The organism is Pseudoalteromonas sp. 31A1, from assembly GCF_011378815.1.
Taxonomy (GTDB): domain Bacteria; phylum Pseudomonadota; class Gammaproteobacteria; order Enterobacterales; family Alteromonadaceae; genus Pseudoalteromonas; species Pseudoalteromonas arctica.
Window position 1 is genome coordinate 1 of record NZ_WTKY01000007.1, and the last position, 15,832, is coordinate 15,832.

15 protein-coding genes and 2 tRNA genes are annotated in these 15,832 nt (G+C 39.0%); 9 read left to right on the plus strand and 8 right to left on the minus strand.

The annotated features are described in order from the left end of the window. Positions 1-11: 11 nt before the first annotated feature. Positions 12-88: transfer RNA gene (locus tag GQR52_RS08805), tRNA-Asn, on the minus strand. Between the two features lie 21 nt (positions 89-109). Then, positions 110-186 (minus strand) — tRNA-Asn (locus GQR52_RS08810). Positions 187-1,236: 1,050 nt separating this feature from the next. Between GQR52_RS08810 and GQR52_RS08815 the strand changes: the two genes are divergently transcribed. The 5 genes from GQR52_RS08815 (at position 1,237) to GQR52_RS08835 (ending at position 7,353) form a co-directional block, all read left to right on the plus strand. Beyond that, positions 1,237-2,616, plus strand: coding sequence for an MATE family efflux transporter (locus GQR52_RS08815; RefSeq protein ID WP_024591018.1), 1,380 nt, complete (start codon positions 1,237-1,239; stop codon positions 2,614-2,616). Continuing rightward, positions 2,613-4,607, plus strand: coding sequence for an excinuclease ABC subunit UvrB (gene uvrB / locus GQR52_RS08820; RefSeq protein WP_165728184.1), 1,995 nt, complete (start codon positions 2,613-2,615; stop codon positions 4,605-4,607). The genes GQR52_RS08815 and uvrB overlap by 4 nt, the downstream gene beginning before the upstream one ends. Before the next feature lie 2 nt (positions 4,608-4,609). Continuing rightward, positions 4,610-5,548 carry a class I SAM-dependent methyltransferase gene (locus GQR52_RS08825; RefSeq protein WP_165728185.1) on the plus strand — a complete coding sequence of 313 codons (939 nt, stop codon included), beginning with the start codon at positions 4,610-4,612 and terminating at the stop codon, positions 5,546-5,548. After that, on the plus strand, positions 5,549-6,229 hold the full coding sequence (locus tag GQR52_RS08830; protein WP_165728186.1) for a tRNA (adenine(22)-N(1))-methyltransferase TrmK: 681 nt from the start codon (positions 5,549-5,551) through the stop codon (positions 6,227-6,229). Positions 6,230-6,330: 101 nt separating this feature from the next. Further along, positions 6,331-7,353, plus strand: coding sequence for a hypothetical protein (locus tag GQR52_RS08835; protein ID WP_165728187.1), 1,023 nt, complete (start codon positions 6,331-6,333; stop codon positions 7,351-7,353). Positions 7,354-7,357: 4 nt separating this feature from the next. On the opposite strand, the gene GQR52_RS08840 is transcribed toward GQR52_RS08835, so the two are convergent. After that, positions 7,358-7,600, minus strand: coding sequence for a hypothetical protein (locus GQR52_RS08840; protein ID WP_007583900.1), 243 nt, complete (start codon positions 7,598-7,600; stop codon positions 7,358-7,360). 208 nt (positions 7,601-7,808) lie between these two features. Here GQR52_RS08840 and GQR52_RS08845 point away from each other — a divergent pair, with 208 nt between their 5' ends. Continuing rightward, positions 7,809-8,258 (plus strand): isoprenylcysteine carboxylmethyltransferase family protein, encoded by a 450-nt coding sequence (locus tag GQR52_RS08845; RefSeq protein ID WP_165728188.1) that lies wholly within the window; start codon positions 7,809-7,811, stop codon positions 8,256-8,258. A gap of 93 nt (positions 8,259-8,351) precedes the next feature. Here GQR52_RS08845 and queC read toward each other — a convergent pair whose 3' ends face one another. Then, on the minus strand, positions 8,352-9,008 hold the full coding sequence (gene queC, locus GQR52_RS08850) for a 7-cyano-7-deazaguanine synthase QueC (RefSeq protein WP_007583902.1): 657 nt from the start codon (positions 9,006-9,008) through the stop codon (positions 8,352-8,354). Between the two features lie 145 nt (positions 9,009-9,153). Here queC and queE point away from each other — a divergent pair, with 145 nt between their 5' ends. Then, positions 9,154-9,819 carry a 7-carboxy-7-deazaguanine synthase QueE gene (queE, locus tag GQR52_RS08855; RefSeq protein ID WP_002960417.1) on the plus strand — a complete coding sequence of 222 codons (666 nt, stop codon included), beginning with the start codon at positions 9,154-9,156 and terminating at the stop codon, positions 9,817-9,819. A 272-nt stretch (positions 9,820-10,091) separates the two neighbouring features. Then, complete coding sequence (locus GQR52_RS08860; RefSeq protein WP_165728189.1) at positions 10,092-10,835, plus strand: class I SAM-dependent methyltransferase; 744 nt, start codon at positions 10,092-10,094, stop codon at positions 10,833-10,835. Between the two features lie 255 nt (positions 10,836-11,090). On the opposite strand, the gene GQR52_RS08865 is transcribed toward GQR52_RS08860, so the two are convergent. The 4 genes from GQR52_RS08865 to GQR52_RS08880 all read right to left on the minus strand — a co-directional run bounded on the left by GQR52_RS08865 (position 11,091) and on the right by GQR52_RS08880 (position 14,361). Further along, complete coding sequence (locus GQR52_RS08865) at positions 11,091-11,831, minus strand: hypothetical protein (protein WP_165728190.1); 741 nt, start codon at positions 11,829-11,831, stop codon at positions 11,091-11,093. A gap of 1 nt (position 11,832) precedes the next feature. After that, positions 11,833-12,963, minus strand: a complete 1,131-nt coding sequence (locus tag GQR52_RS08870; RefSeq protein ID WP_165728191.1) for an ATP-binding protein — start codon at positions 12,961-12,963, stop codon at positions 11,833-11,835. 373 nt (positions 12,964-13,336) lie between these two features. Then, positions 13,337-13,816: a thioredoxin-dependent thiol peroxidase gene (bcp, locus tag GQR52_RS08875; RefSeq protein WP_002963124.1), complete on the minus strand. Its 480-nt coding sequence runs from the start codon at positions 13,814-13,816 to the stop codon at positions 13,337-13,339. Between the two features lie 11 nt (positions 13,817-13,827). Then, positions 13,828-14,361, minus strand: a complete 534-nt coding sequence (locus GQR52_RS08880) for an ACT domain-containing protein (protein WP_149591933.1) — start codon at positions 14,359-14,361, stop codon at positions 13,828-13,830. Positions 14,362-14,720: 359 nt separating this feature from the next. Here GQR52_RS08880 and bamC point away from each other — a divergent pair, with 359 nt between their 5' ends. Beyond that, complete coding sequence (bamC, locus tag GQR52_RS08885) at positions 14,721-15,782, plus strand: outer membrane protein assembly factor BamC (protein WP_165728192.1); 1,062 nt, start codon at positions 14,721-14,723, stop codon at positions 15,780-15,782. Positions 15,783-15,832 lie beyond the last annotated feature (50 nt).

Below are 15,832 nucleotides of genomic sequence, written 5' to 3' on the forward strand. Positions count from 1 at the left end.
AAACATAAACTTGGCTCCCCCTCCCCGACTCGAACGGGGGACCTGCGGATTAACAGTCCGTCGCTCTAACCAACTGAGCTAAGGGGGAATCGTTTATGGTTGAAAAACTTGGCTCCCCCTCCCCGACTCGAACGGGGGACCTGCGGATTAACAGTCCGTCGCTCTAACCAACTGAGCTAAGGGGGAAGCGTCTTGCCTTTCAACGGGGCGAAATATTAATGACCGCGCCGCAAAGTGTCAACATATAAAAGTCATAAATTGAAAAAAGAGGTTTATTCGTTGTTTTTGTGTTCGATCTGCGTGTTTTATAGCTCTATTAAAGTTACTTTTTTAAAAATTTAAGAATAACAATGTGACTTTTATTATTGCTGAGCCTTCAAATTGGTTAAATTAAACACGGTATTAAAGTGGCTTGTTATTAAAAAACAACTCAAAAACATAAAAACTCATTTTTTACTTAGCGATATTTCTCGTATTTAATTCGTTTTTGTTTTAATTTTCTAAAAATATATCTATGCGTATATTCACAGAAATATTTTTTGATCTAAATTGTGATCTAATCACTATGTATAAAATGAGTATTTTTTTATCCGTTCAAAAATAGAGCAATCAATAACTTAACTTTGTATTAAACGTTTTTTTATACCTAACGTACAACTATGTTAAGAAGAAAAATTGGTGAGCTACAGTTTTTAGCGTGAGTTTATAAAAATGCCACAATTAACAAATGGTCAATTGGTTGGATATCACTGAAAATGGAGGCTCTCTCAAAGCCTTTATAAATGCGGGTTTGAATGAGTTATCCACGGTTTCTGTGGATAACTCTGTTTATGAAACTTTAAGAACATCATCGGCACCAATGGTTTAGGGTGCTACAACGATTTCAAGCTTTTAAATCACTATTTTTAATTTGTTTAAAAACAGTCGGTTATGTTTTTATGGCTAAAGGGTGTAACTCGATGAGTGAATTTTTTCGTAACGATAAATCAAGTCATGCCTTTGTGTAAAAAAGCACCAGATAACACAGCTTGTTTGTAATAAAAGTTATAAAAATGTGTTTTAATTGGTTTTTGGTGTGTTTAGGCTCTATTTTAACAAAAAGATGCAAAAACTAAGTTTTACTATTTTTTCGAATCTTTACTTCTTTAATTACTTCAATTGTAGTGATAAATCCGTGGCTTGAACTGCCTTGATGCTTTAAAATGATTCGTTCAGTAAAAGAGGCCTATTTATTTCATGCGCGCAATTTCAAAATCCCAGACTCGCCCAGATTTACTAAACGATCCCATCTTGCCCACATTAAAGACGATGACCATCCCGATGATATTCGGCATGATCACGCTAATGATGTTCAATATTGTCGATACATTCTTTATAAGCTTACTAGGCACTGAGCCGCTTGCAGCGGTGAGCTTTACATTTCCGGTTACCTTTACCGTTATTAGCTTAGCAATAGGGCTGGGGATCGGTACATCGGCGGTAATAGCAAAAGCGCTCGGTAGTAATAAAATAGATGAAGCGCGTTTTGACGCCAGTATTTCTTTAATGGTTGGTGTGGTTCTGGTTATTGTGTTGTCATCTGTTGGGTATTTACTGATTGACCCCATATTTACTTTGCTAGGAGCGGGCGCACAAGTATTGCCGTTAATACACGAATACATGAATATATGGTTTATCGGTAGTGTATTTTTAATAACTCCAATGATTGGTAACTCGGTACTGCGCGCCAGTGGCGATACAAAAACGCCAAGTATAGTAATGGGTGGAGCAGGGCTCATAAACGCCGTACTCGACCCTATATTGATATTTGGTTTTGGGCCAGTACCAGCGTTAGGTATTCAAGGCGCGGCCATAGCAAGCGTTATTGCATGGTCGGTTGCTGTGGTTATTATTTTATATATATTAGCGGTTAAAAAACGCTTGTTGAGCCTAAAAGCAGGCAAGCAAACAGTGACGGGCGCTATTCGTAAAATATTAAAAATTGGTTTGCCTGCTGCCGGCGCAAACATGCTTACACCGGTTGCAATGGCCGTAATGACCGCTATGGTTGCGCATCACGGGCCAGAGGCCGTAGCTGCATTTGGAGTGGGAAGTCGAATAGAATCTATTGCAAGTATATTAGTGCTTGCACTATCGATGACATTACCGCCATTTGTTAGCCAAAACTTTGGCGCTGGCAAATTATGCCGCGTTAAAGAAGCGTATACCGGCACACTAAAATTTGTAATGGTATGGCAATTTGCCATTTACGTATTACTCATTGCATTTTCAGGTGTTATAAGCCAATTATTTGGTAAAGAACAAGCCGTAATAGATGTAATTAAACTCTTTATTTATACCATCCCGCTAAGTTATGGCTTACAAGGGGTGATCATATTATCAAATTCATCGTTTAATGCTTTACACAAACCAATGTACGCATTGGTATTAAGTGTCATTCGGTTATTCATATTTTATGTACCATTTGCTTATGTAGGCAACGAAATAGCCGGATTATTAGGGCTATTTATTGGCGCTGCTTTAGGTAACTTATTTACAGCAATAGTGGCATACAAATGGTTTATGAAAAAACTAGAAGCGCTGAGCGGCGAATCGTTACAGGAGTGCAATAATTGAGCGACCATTTTCAGTTAAAATCACATTTTAAACCAGCAGGCGATCAGCCCACAGCGATTAAGCAGCTATGCGAAGGATTAGAAGCAGGCCTTGCACACCAAACTTTATTAGGTGCCACCGGTACAGGTAAAACCTTTACCATGGCTAATATTATTAACGATTTAAACCGTCCAACAATAATAATGGCGCACAATAAAACGCTTGCCGCGCAGCTATATGGGGAAATGAAAGAGTTTTTCCCTAAAAATGCGGTTGAGTATTTTGTATCGTATTACGATTACTACCAGCCAGAAGCCTATGTTGTATCTAGCGACACATTTATTGAAAAAGATGCCTCGATAAACGAGCATATAGAACAAATGCGTTTAAGTGCGACCAAAGCACTGCTTGAGCGTCGCGACACTATTATTGTGGCGTCGGTATCGGCTATTTATGGTTTGGGCGACCCTAAATCATACATGAAAATGATGCTACTTTTAAAAGTGGGCGAAAAAGTAGACCAACGCGACATGCTACGTCGCCTAGCTGAAATACAATACACCCGCAACGATATAGATTTTAGCCGTGGTACATATCGTGTTCGTGGTGAAGTGGTTGATATATTTCCTGCAGAATCTAGCACCTTCGCAATTCGCGTAGAAATGTTTGATGACGAAATAGAGCGCTTAAGTATTTTTGACCCGCTTACCGGCGCCGTCGAAAAGCATATAATACGCACCACTATCTATCCAAAAACACACTATGTTACCCCGCGTGAAAAAATACTCGGTGCTATCGATAAAATACAAGAAGAACTAAAAGATCGAAGAGCCCAGTTACTCAGCGCTAATAAATTAGTAGAAGAGCAACGCGTAACGCAGCGTACGCAATACGATATAGAAATGATGCGAGAGCTAGGTTATTGCTCTGGTATAGAAAACTACAGCCGCTATTTATCGGGCCGTACGCCGGGCGATCCGCCGCCCACATTACTTGATTACCTCCCAGACGATGCATTGATGATTATTGATGAATCGCACGTAACCGTATCGCAAATTGGGGCTATGTATAAAGGCGACAGAAGCCGAAAAGAAAACTTAGTTGAATATGGCTTCAGAATGCCCTCAGCAATGGACAACAGGCCGCTGCGCTTTGAAGAATTTGAAGCTATTTCACCACAAACAATTTATGTATCGGCTACACCTGGTGATTTTGAATTAGAGCGTTGTGTGGGCGCAATCGCAGAGCAAGTAATTCGTCCAACAGGCTTGCTCGATCCACTTATTGAAGTGCGCCCAGTGGGCGATCAGGTTGATGACTTACTTTCAGAAATTTATAAAAGTGTAGAGAAGGGCGAGCGTGTACTTGTAACCACTTTGACCAAACGTATGTCGGAGGATTTAACCGATTACCTAAGTGAGCACGACGTAAAAGTGCGTTACCTACATTCAGACATAGACACGGTTGAGCGCGTTGAAATTATTCGTGATTTACGTGCGGGCGTGTTTGATGTGTTAGTGGGTATTAACTTACTTCGAGAAGGCCTAGATATGCCAGAAGTGGCGCTAGTAGCCATACTTGATGCCGATAAAGAAGGTTTTTTACGCTCAGCGCGTTCAATTATTCAAACCATTGGTCGTGCTGCACGTCACTTAGATGGTCGCGCTATTTTATATGGCGACAGAATCACAAAATCGATGGCTAAGGCCATGGACGAAACAGCGCGCAGACGCGAAATTCAGCATGCTTATAATATTGAACACGGTATTGAACCGCATTCACTAGCCAAAAAGATTCTTGATGCGATGGATGTAGGCGAAGAAGCCGGCCCTAAAGATAACCTTAGACTTGTTCGTAAAGACTCTAAAAAGGTACTTAGTGCGAAAGAAATTACAGTGCAAATTAAGCAGCTTGAAACCAAAATGCATGCATACGCAAGCGATCTAGAATTTGAAAAAGCGGGCTCTGTTCGCGATGAAATACATGAACTACAACAACAGTTGATTAATTAAAAATGACAGCAAACTTTACTCCTCTTATTACTGCGCTTGAAGATGCGCCAATTTTAAAAAATGAACTGTGCCGTGTTTTTCATGGCCGTGGCCATAGTGTTGAGGCGTTAAGTCATATTAATTTAGACTTTTATCCGCCTAGTTTGTTTTTGGTTTCGTACGACGAAATTTACGAACAAACACTAAGCGAGCTTACCGATGTTGTGTGGCAGTGGGCACAAAAAAACCAGCCAGAGCTTATTAGCTCACTTGTGTATCAGCAACGCGCTGGCGTACAAAGCCAAAACACTGTGGTTTATGGGCAATTACCTAACCCGCATGTTGTAACCGAAAACGGCATTCGTTTTTTGGTTGATTTACAGAGCCGTCAAAATACCGGAATATTTCCCGATATGCGCAGCGGCCGTGAGTTTGTAATGGCCAATAGTAAGCATGGCAAAGTGCTTAACTTATTTTCGTATACATGTGGGTTTTCGCTTGCAGCCATGCAAGGCGGGGCAGATCATGTAATGAACATGGATATGAGCAAAGGTGTTCTTAAAGTCGGTAAGCAAAACCATCAACTAAACGGTTTTGAGCGTGGCGTAAGTTTTTTACCTCACGATATTTTAAAGTCGTTTGGAAAACTAAAAAAAGCAGCCCCGTTTGACTTAATAATAGTTGATCCGCCAAGCTTTCAAAAAGGCAGCTTTATTTTAACTAAAGACTATCAAAAAGTGCTGCGCAGGTTGCCAGAGCTACTTTGCGATACCACACAATTGTTATTATGTGCTAATAGCCCAGAGCTTAGCGAAGAGGCGTTTAAGGCGTTAATAAACGAGCACACCCAAGGCGCAATTGAATTTGTTGAGCGCCTAGCCCCTACCGAGCGTTTTATTGAAGTAGACAGCGACAGAAGCTTAAAAGCACTTATCTACAAAACGTCACAATCTGCTGATTAAATGAAGCTCAGCAAACGCCTAACTGCCATTGATACATTAATTTCGCAGCATCACGATATTATTTGGGATTGCTGCTGCGACCATGGTTATTTAGGCATGGCGCTATTAAAACGCGCAGCTGCAAACCAGGTTATTTTTGTAGATATAGTCGCCACTTTAATGAACGACCTAGAAACGCAATTATCATCTATTAATAAATTACAAAAAACCTGTAATAAAAATCCGCAGTGGCAGGTCTTATGTCAGGATGTAGGCAAAATTGAAATTGCTCAAAGTAAAAGCCAAGTAGTTGTAATAGCGGGTGTTGGCGGTGAGCTGTTGTTAAGTTTAATACAACAAATTACTGCTAATAACGTAAGTGAGCATTTAAATAATGTTCGGTTTATTTTATGCCCAGTGCATCACACTTATAAGTTGCGAGTCGGTTTAAAGCAATTAGGTTTAGGGCTTGTAAGTGAGCAAATAGTTTACGACAACAAACGTTTTTATGAAGTGATTGAAGTGAGCTTTAGTAGCAATAATGAGATTAGTCATACCGGTAATAATATGTGGGACTTTGCGAGTAGAGAGCACGCTATGTACCAACGGCAACTCATAAATCATTATAATAAAATGCTCAATAAAGATAAGCCATACTATCAAAAAGTTATAACAGACTATCAAGAACTCACCGATAGTTAAAAAAGCCCGAAAGTAGGGCGTACATGTGATCTAATTACGACATTGACGACGTAATGTGTTCATAGTTTATATCGCACAACGCGAGTTTATTTGGTTTATTTATGTCAGATAACAAGAGTCACATTAATCATTTGCTTAGCAATGAGCAAAAATGGCAACACAGTTACGAGCAACCTATTTCTTATGCACCCCTTGTGCAATTGGCTAATAGTAGCTGGGTAGTGCCACAACATTTTTTACGTTACAAGCACACGCTTGAAAGCGTAAACGAAGTGCTTGATAGTATAGAATTTTCGGCTCACTTTAGAGTGCTTGCTGCACAAAAAGGTGAAGAAATTTACCTGCAAGTAGCAGTGCTGAGCCCAGATAACTATCAAAAAAGTGCATCTATAAATGAAGGTAAAGCCAAAAAGCTATTATTTGGCAGGCGCTGGATAGTAGAGGAAAACTTACCTACTTCAGAGCTTATTCAAACTGCATTTTTAGCGTTAAAAGTAGCGCGTGAGCATGAAGTAAGAGAGCTATTTCAGTTAACGCAAAGCGGCGCAACAAGCACGCCATTTAATAACCATCACGACTTACCTGTTATGGCGCAAAACCCTGAGCTTGTTAAAAGCGCAAGTGTTGAAAGCCAAGTTGATGAAGTGCTTAAACGCATTGTATTTGCAGGAAAAAGTATTGAGCTTAAAAGCCAGCAGCAAATAGCAGAACAACATTTATATACCGTTGAGCTTTTGTGTGAAGATTGCCAACTTAGCGAGTTTAATAACAAAACTATTTCGTTTTTAACAGCAGACTCATCTGCTAATAGTTTTTTACATGGCTTAATTGCGGCATTGGTAGCTACAAGTAATGACTACGTAAACGAGCAATTTAAGTACAAAGGTTTTGCGCGCTTTAGTAAGCACGTTGTGGTTGAACAAATAGGTAACTTAAGTATCGCTATGCGCTCGCCAAGTACTGTAGGGCTTTGCTCTATGGGTAAGCAACATGCTAACCAGTTAAATTTTGAGATAGACAGCGGGCGAGCACCACAGGGCTGCGGGCAAGCTATTGGTGGGTTTTTAGCTGCTCATGGCATTGAGCAGCCAGAAAATGCACATTTATATCCAAATTACTTATAACAATTTAAAGCTTATTAATTTCATCTTTAACGCTAAAGCTTGAATCAGTAACAATAGCCTCAAGTGTTTGTACACGCTCTTTTAGTGCAAGCACTTGTGCGTTTGTTTCAGCTAATTGTTTGTGAGCATCGCTGTTGTTGTTTTGCATTTTATGCTTAAACTCAAGATGCTTTTTATACATATCGTATACCACTCCTGAGCCAACCGAAATTAGTACAATAAGTACAATCATCGTAGTTCCAGACATAATCTCATTCCTTATCATTTTATTATTCGTTTATGGTTAAAGTATAACCTTTAAGCGCTTTTGATAAAGCTGACAATTGTAACTTAATTTGTATAGTTCACTTAAGCTCAGCTTTGAGTGTGTTCATCATTTATACACTTTAGATATTGTTTAATAACGTCAGTGTCACCATATAATAAACATATTTTAGCCAATACAGTGAGTTGCCATGTTAAATAATAAAATACCTCCCGTTATTGTTGTGCTGTTTTTTGCAGGCATAATGGCGCTTATTGCGCATTACAGTGTTATTGATTTCACCGTATTTATTACCTACCTAGCAGCAAGTTTGGTCATTATAGGGTGTTTTTTTTGTATTGCAGGGGTGGTGAGTTTTAAACTAGCAAACACCACTGTAAACCCTAATAAACCAGAGCAAGCATCAAAACTTATTACCAGTGGCATTTATAAAATCTCACGTAATCCTATGTATGTGGGTTTTGCATTTATTTTAGCAGGGTGGGGTATTTGGTTAAGTTCCTTGTGGGCACTTTTATGTATTATCGGTTTTATTGCGTATTTAACGTTTTTTCAAATAATACCCGAGGAGCGTGCGCTCACTAAATTATTTGGTGAAGAGTTTACGGCTTACAAAGCGCGCGTAAAGCGCTGGTTGTAATTTATACCCATTCGTTAAAATTAAACAAACAAAAAAGGCTATCGATGATAGCCTTTTTTGTTTGTAGCAACTGTATTACTAATTAATTGCTGCTTATTCGTATTCTAACGGGTCTGTAATGTTATTTAGTGCAAATGCTTCAAGGCGTTCTTGGCACGCGCCACATTTACCACAGGCCTTTTCACGGCCGTTATAACAAGTCCACGTTTGGCTGTAATCTAATCCCATTTCAATACCGTCGGTTAAAATACCAATTTTAGTATTGTTTAAGTATGGGCTAAAAATTTCTACAGCGTCGTAGTTAGCAATACGACACACATCATCCATTTTTTGCACAAATTCAGGACGGCAGTCAGGGTAAATAGCATGATCCCCAGAGTGAGCGCCGTAATAAACTTGGCCAGCTTTAAGCGATACCGCGTAACCAACAGCAAGCGAGAGCAAAATCATATTACGATTAGGTACAATCGTACTTTTCATGCTTTCTTCTTCGTAATGGCCTTCAGGTACATCAATATCATCAGTAAGTGATGAGCCACCAATAAGTTGGTTAATCGCCGAAATATCAACAATCTTATGCGGAACGTTTAATTTTTCACACACACTTGCCGCCACTTTAAGCTCTTTTACATGACGCTGACCATAGTCAAATGATAGGGCATATACATCATGGCCTTGTTGCAGGGCTTTATTTAATACGGTAAATGAGTCCATACCGCCGGAATAAATAACAACTACTTTTTGCGTCATATCTGTTTTGCTCTTAGTTTTAATAGAGGTTTATATCAGGGCGCGATATACTACACGCCCGCAGCTTAAATAACAATTTTTGCACAGCGCTTTTTGGTTTTTTAATAGTAGCAATTTGGCTGCTAGGTAGTAAGTGAGATCTCTTTTGTACAAAATTAATGAAGTGTTTGAAACCATTCAAGGTGAAGCTAGTTTTACTGGCACACCCTCAATATTTTTACGTTTGCAAGGCTGCCCAGTAGGCTGCTCTTGGTGCGACACTAAGCAAACGTGGGATGTTGATAATGTATATAAAGTATCGCTGGATGAAACCGTAGAAAAAAAAGCCGACTCTGATCATTGGGCTAACGCCAGTGCAGAGCAAATTTTAGCGTTATTTCAATCGCGTGGTTATACTGCAAAGCACGTAGTAATTACCGGCGGCGAGCCATGCATGTTCGATTTAAACCCAGTATGTAACTTATTACACGAACACGGTTTTAGCACACAAATAGAAACCAGCGGCACGTTTGAAATACTTGCCCCAGAGCAAACATGGGTTACGGTATCGCCAAAAATCAACATGCGCGGCGGTTATGAAGTACTTACCAGCACCATGAAGCGTGCAAACGAAATTAAACACCCCGTTGCTATGCAAAAGCACGTAGAAGAGCTAGAAGAATTATTTGCTAAAACAGGTGTTAATCCAAAGCTTGTTTACTTACAGCCAATAAGCCAAAAAGTATCAGCAACCAAATTAGCAATCGACACCTGCATTGCCAAAAACTGGCGCCTATCAATACAAGTACATAAGTATTTAGGAATTAGTTAAAGAGTAGCTTAAAGTTATAGTACGTAGGTTGGGTAGAGCGTAGCGAAACCCAACGAATCTCCAATTTCACACCGTTTTATAACAACGCTCTATAATATTTAAATACACAGGCCGTATAAGCAAAGCGCCATCCGACAACCCTGTACTTTATAGCCTGAACTTTATAACCTAAGATTACATCTACCCTAAAGCTCATATCTTCTTCGTTAATTGTGCTAATTAGTTTACTATGCGCGACTTAAAAATATTCTACTACTTACCACTAGGCTTATATGTCCGCAAATGCACTCTACACCGACCTTTCTGATTACTACGACTTAATGTGCGCAGATATAGATTATCAAGCCCAAAGCAATTCTATTCACAGGCTGCACCAAATTTTTGGTAATGGCGCAAATACCCATCTCGATTTAGCGTGTGGCACCGGCCCGCACGTACGCCACTTTATTGATTACGGCTATAAAAGTAGTGGGCTTGATTTAAACCAGCCAATGCTCGATAAAGCACAAATTCGTTGCCCAGAAGCGCAATTTTCATTGCAAAATATGAGTGAGTTTAAAGTAACCGAGCAATTGGATTTAATTACCTGCTTTTTGTATTCAATCCACTACTGCGACGGTATTAATAAGTTAAAAGAATGCCTTGCCAGCGTACACAGCGCATTAAATGTAGGTGGAATATTTTGTTTTAACACGGTTGATAAAAACAAAATCGACAGCGATTCATTTGTAGAGCACACCGCAACAAGCGAAAATAGCTTCTTCACATTTCGCTCTGGTTGGCACTACAGTGGCAGCGGCAGTAAACAGTTATTAAAACTCAATATAGAAAAAACCACCGCAGACAAAACACTCGTATGGCACGACGAGCACCCAATGGTGGCTTTTAGTTATACCGAGCTCAAAGAAGCCTTAAAGCCGTACTTCGAAATCCACATATTTGAACATGACTACGACAAAATAACCCCATGGGCAGAGCGCTCAGGCAACGCCATTTTTGTCTGCGTAAAAATTTAAGTTAAACACGTATGTTGGGTAGAGCGTAGCGAAACCCAACGAACCTCCAATACCACGCCCCCAATAACCCCGCATTATATATTTGAAAACGTAGGTCGGATAAGCGAAGCGCCATCCGAAAAGTAAATTATTTAAGTTTCTGCGGATATAAATAGCTAATTAATTATGATGTATGAAGTCAAAATTTGACCCCTATGGTTTCTCCTTAGTTGTTAAATTAGTTCTGGTTTAATAGTTCTTTCAACTTTAAAACCTTCATTTCTTTATTGCCAAACCTACTGCATTTTGAAGGTCTTCTTTAAAAATATTGAACGAAGACATGTCTATCTTTTCAATATCTATAACCTTCTCAATAATCAGTTTGTTCAGGCTATCTCTATTTATATCTCCATCTAATGAAGCTGCAAGTTGATCTTTTAGAGATTCTCTACCTGAGTCATCGTTTCCAGACTCATCTTCCAATGCTTCACAATCTTTATATGTATTATCTTTCGTTGCGCAAAGTAACCATCCCTCAGACTTTGGCTTAGGTACCATAGGCACGCCCAAGTCGAAAGTCTCGGCTCTAAACCCTTGAATCATAGAGTTACGTTTATCCACCCAATCACCTCGTCCTGCGGACGCAGTGCCATCAGAATCCCTAAATAAAATAGCAACGACTTTATCATCAACCTCTATACTTTTAGTTTTAGCGATGGAGGCTAGAATTCGAGCATTCTCAAAATAATATTTCGTTTCTGGAGGTTTCTTTTTTCCTTTCAATGACATTGCTTTTTTCATTGGTGGTAGCTTATTGCTTTTCAGGTAAGCTTTAGAGACATAGCTGACACGTTCAGTTTCAAGGTGAGACATCTCATAACCCAAAAATATCCCTATCAATTGATCGATAATGAGTGTCATAGGACCTTCACTGAAATCATTTCGTTCGCAGCGATCTGCAGGAAGTTTGCAAACACCAATATCACCAACCCCTTCACCGCTTAATAACAAATACATGCTATGCCTCCGATGATTGAATTTTGCCGATTTCTTTATAAAGTTGGGTCAGATCTGTATCAATAAATGCTTCACCTGGCCCCATAAATTCTAACTTTGAAGCCATTGAGGGGATATCAAATAGCTTAATTGAACGTGTAAAGCCATTATTTGTTTTATATAGATAGTTCACACCCTCTTTTGCTACATCATCATCCATAAAATTCAAAACCATTGGGCTATGCGTTGTAACCAAAATCTGATCATCAGTATTTACAAGATGATCTATAAGATACTCAATAAGCTCTGGATTTATTCCATTTTCAATTTCATCGAATAATAAGAAAGCATTACCAATTTCTAACTGAATAAGTATAGCCATCAGTCTTAACATTCCATCATTAACATGTCTGGCAGCTGAGGTTAACTTTCGTTCACCATAATGTTCTTTAATTTCAAGCTGTTTCCAGCCAGAGCGTAAAGATTTGGTCAAAATAGTATCTAGCTGTGGATAAACATCACACAGCTCTTGCGTCAACTTACTTTTAGCTTTTGGGCCTGACTCATGGATAAAAGCCGATAATTTTTCCCCCCCCAGCCCGAGTTTACCTTCAGATAATCGGCTTTGGCTCCTTAGTAATTCAGGACTTATGAGATCCAGGGAACGAATGTTAAGTATTTCATCTTTTACTGACTTTAATATTTTCCATTGATCATTTTCTTTAAGTCTAGACAATAATGAACCTTGGTATTCAAAATTAATCTCACGTCGTTTACCATTGAATACGTAACTTCCATCTTCAACAAAAAGAATTCTATTCCCATTTTCCGTAATTGTTTCTTTAGTGCAACTAAGGGAAGTGCGGTTAAAACCTCCTGACCACTCTACGATTGAGGAATCAATATCTAACACAACTTTGAATTCAATATTGCTTTTTTTAGTTAGCTTTGAGTTCAATTCTGAACTATCCCAATGGCGTATTTTTAGCCATTCCTCAATATCACCAATCATTAGTTGCGAGACAAAATCTAGTGCTTGAAGCAATGTTGATTTACCAGCGCCATTCAACCCAACAACACAGTTGAACTTTGCCAAGTCGATCTTAAAGTCAACTAGTGATTTAAAATTATCAACCCATATAGACTTAATCATATTATTATTTCCTAACCCCCATCGATGCGATGAATATATTTGCTACAAAAATTAACGAAATTGGTTACCACACAGTGTTCAGATTAAAGTTTTTCCAAAAAGTATTGTAGCGTAATTTTTAATTAAACTCACCTAACTGACTATATTGAAAGCGCATAGTAACGGAGCCTAGCCTTACTGAATATTCTAGGAGTGCAGTAGCTCAAGATTGTCTCGCTGCTCTAAAATAAAAATATCAAACTTTCAGTTCAGGCATCAAAATTATTGCTTTATTCCTCCATCATGCTACTACTTTAACTAAAATATTTAATAACTAACATAAAAAAAGCGTTGCCCGTGAGCAACGCTTTTCTGTATTTCGCTAATAGCTAACTTATTCTGCTGCTAAATAATCCAAAACCACTTGATGATGATCTTTAGTTTTAAACTTATCAAATAGGTGTTTAATTTTACCGTCTTGGCCTACTAAAAACGTTAGGCGATGAATACCATCGTACTCTTTACCCATAAACTTTTTGTAGCCCCATACACCAAATGCTTCTGCAATGGCGTGGTCTTCGTCGGCTAATAAATCAAAATTAAGCTCTTTTTTAGTTTCAAAGTTTTTAAGGCGCTTAATTGGATCTGGGCTAATACCTACAACGCGGGTGTTAAATTTAGCAAGCTGTGCTTGCTCATCGCGTAGGTTTTCGGCTTGTACAGTACAGCCCGGCGTTGACGCTTTAGGGTAAAAGTACACAAGCACTTGTTGCTCTTTTAACAGCTCGCTTAATGTTACTGTTTCGTCGTTTTGGTTTTGTAGGCTAAAAGCGGGTGCAGTATCGCCTGCTTGTAATGGACTAATTGTGTTCATGTTTAGCATCCTTAACGAATTCGTTTAAAAATATAATCTACGTTTAGCGTGTGAGAAAGGCTCTCAAAACTAATTTTAAATTGATCTATATCTACATCAACAGGTATGTTGAATTCAAGTTCACAACGCATTTTAATGTTGTCTTCTTGAGAATAAGTGTCTGACTTAAGTGAGCAAATACTAATATTATTGTCGGCAAAAAAGCGCGTTACTTTGCTCAATGTGCCAGGGGTGTCTATGCCTGTGTATTCTAGTGTGTAACCTGCACAAAACTCCTCAGGAGTATGACTTGCTGTACGCTTCATCATGGTTAGCAGGCCAAGTTCCATGGCTTTAGTTGGCAGTACGTGCTCTATGCGGCTTATTGCCGACATGTCGCCGCTTAGTAGCATTATGAAGGTAAATTCGCAGCCTAAAATAGCAATACGGCTGTCAATAATGTTGCAGTGGCAATCGCTAACGAGTTGGGTTAGTTCACTTACAATACCGGGTCTGTCTTCGCCAATCGCTGTTAAAACAATTTGATGATTTGAAAATGCAGTCATGAGTTCAAATACCTTGTTACTTGGATTATATCAACCGAGTTGGCAACACCAAAAATACACACGAGAAGTTGCACGGCGGCGAAGTTTAACACAAAAAGGGCTCTAAACTACAGCACACGCTAATTAAGCGCTTTTAAAGTACGGTGTTTCTTGTTTTTACTGGCACGGGAAAGTACCATAGCTAAAATTTGCTTATTTGCGCTTAGTTTTATTGCTAAGTTGAAGTGCTGAACTTTATTGCATTTAGGCAGCCAAATAATAAATGTAAAGTTAATATTGATTTTACACTGAACCAAATCGGCATTACCCACTCATATATTTGTTAAAACAATTAAAGGGTATGCTAAGGAGAAATATCTGTGCAGTATTGGATCCCAAAAGCACTTGCAGTAAGTGTATTGGTAAGTTTATCAGGATGTAGTGTATTTACTAATCAAGCACATAATGAGCGTAACTATCGTACGCATGAGCCTGTAAAAGCACCAACGTCGTTATCTCAACCAGCTCAAGACCCAGTTTATAAAATGGATGTAGGTCAATACGACAACAATCCTGAAGCTACAAATTACCGCCCACCGGCACAAGTATTAACAATTGCTAAAGGCAGTTGGGTAGAAGAGACAGATAAACAAGCGCGTATTTATTTTGATAAAAACGATGGCATTGCTGATTTAGATGAATTTCTTTGGGACACGATTCAATCAGTCCTCGCTGATAACAATGCAGCAACCACTAAAGAAGACAAGCTACTAGGTACTATTGAAACTGATTGGTACTCAATTATCAAAACGGAAGAAAGTTTTTGGTGGTGGGGCGATGAAGTTAACGATGACTTAGAAAAATTTAGATTCACTATTGAAGAAAAGTCACATCAGCGTACTGCGTCTTTACGTGTAGAGCTGATTGATTTTAAAGGCGACCATACGCTAACTGATTTGTTAAAACAGCAGTTAGAAGTACGTGCGCTTAACCAAGTAGTGAGCGAGTTTGATTACCGTTACCGTCAACTTGAAGTTGATATGCGTAAACGCCAAGGTATTATTTCTCTTGAAATGGGCTTTGATAACAAAGGTAATGCAGCACTTGTAACTGAGCAATCTTACGAAGCTGTTTTTGACCGTTTCTCTGGATTTTTAGAGCGCTTGTCGTTCACTATTGTTGAAATTAACCCAGATACGGGCTTAATTACTGCTGATTACACTAAACCAGAAACAAGTGTTTGGGATTCAATTTGGGGTGATGACGTAGCTCAACTACCTATTGATGAAGGCCAATACCAAATTTTAGTAAGTAAAACTAAAGAAGGCGGTACTAGCTTAACGTGGATGGATGACAAAGGCGAAACGCTTGAGCCAGGTACTATGAATGGTTTACAACAAGCATTAGAAGCAGCACTCATTCAGCGCGGCATTAAAATTTAAATAATAATAAGTTTTACCACAAAAAGAGCGCTATGCTCTTTTTGTGGTTT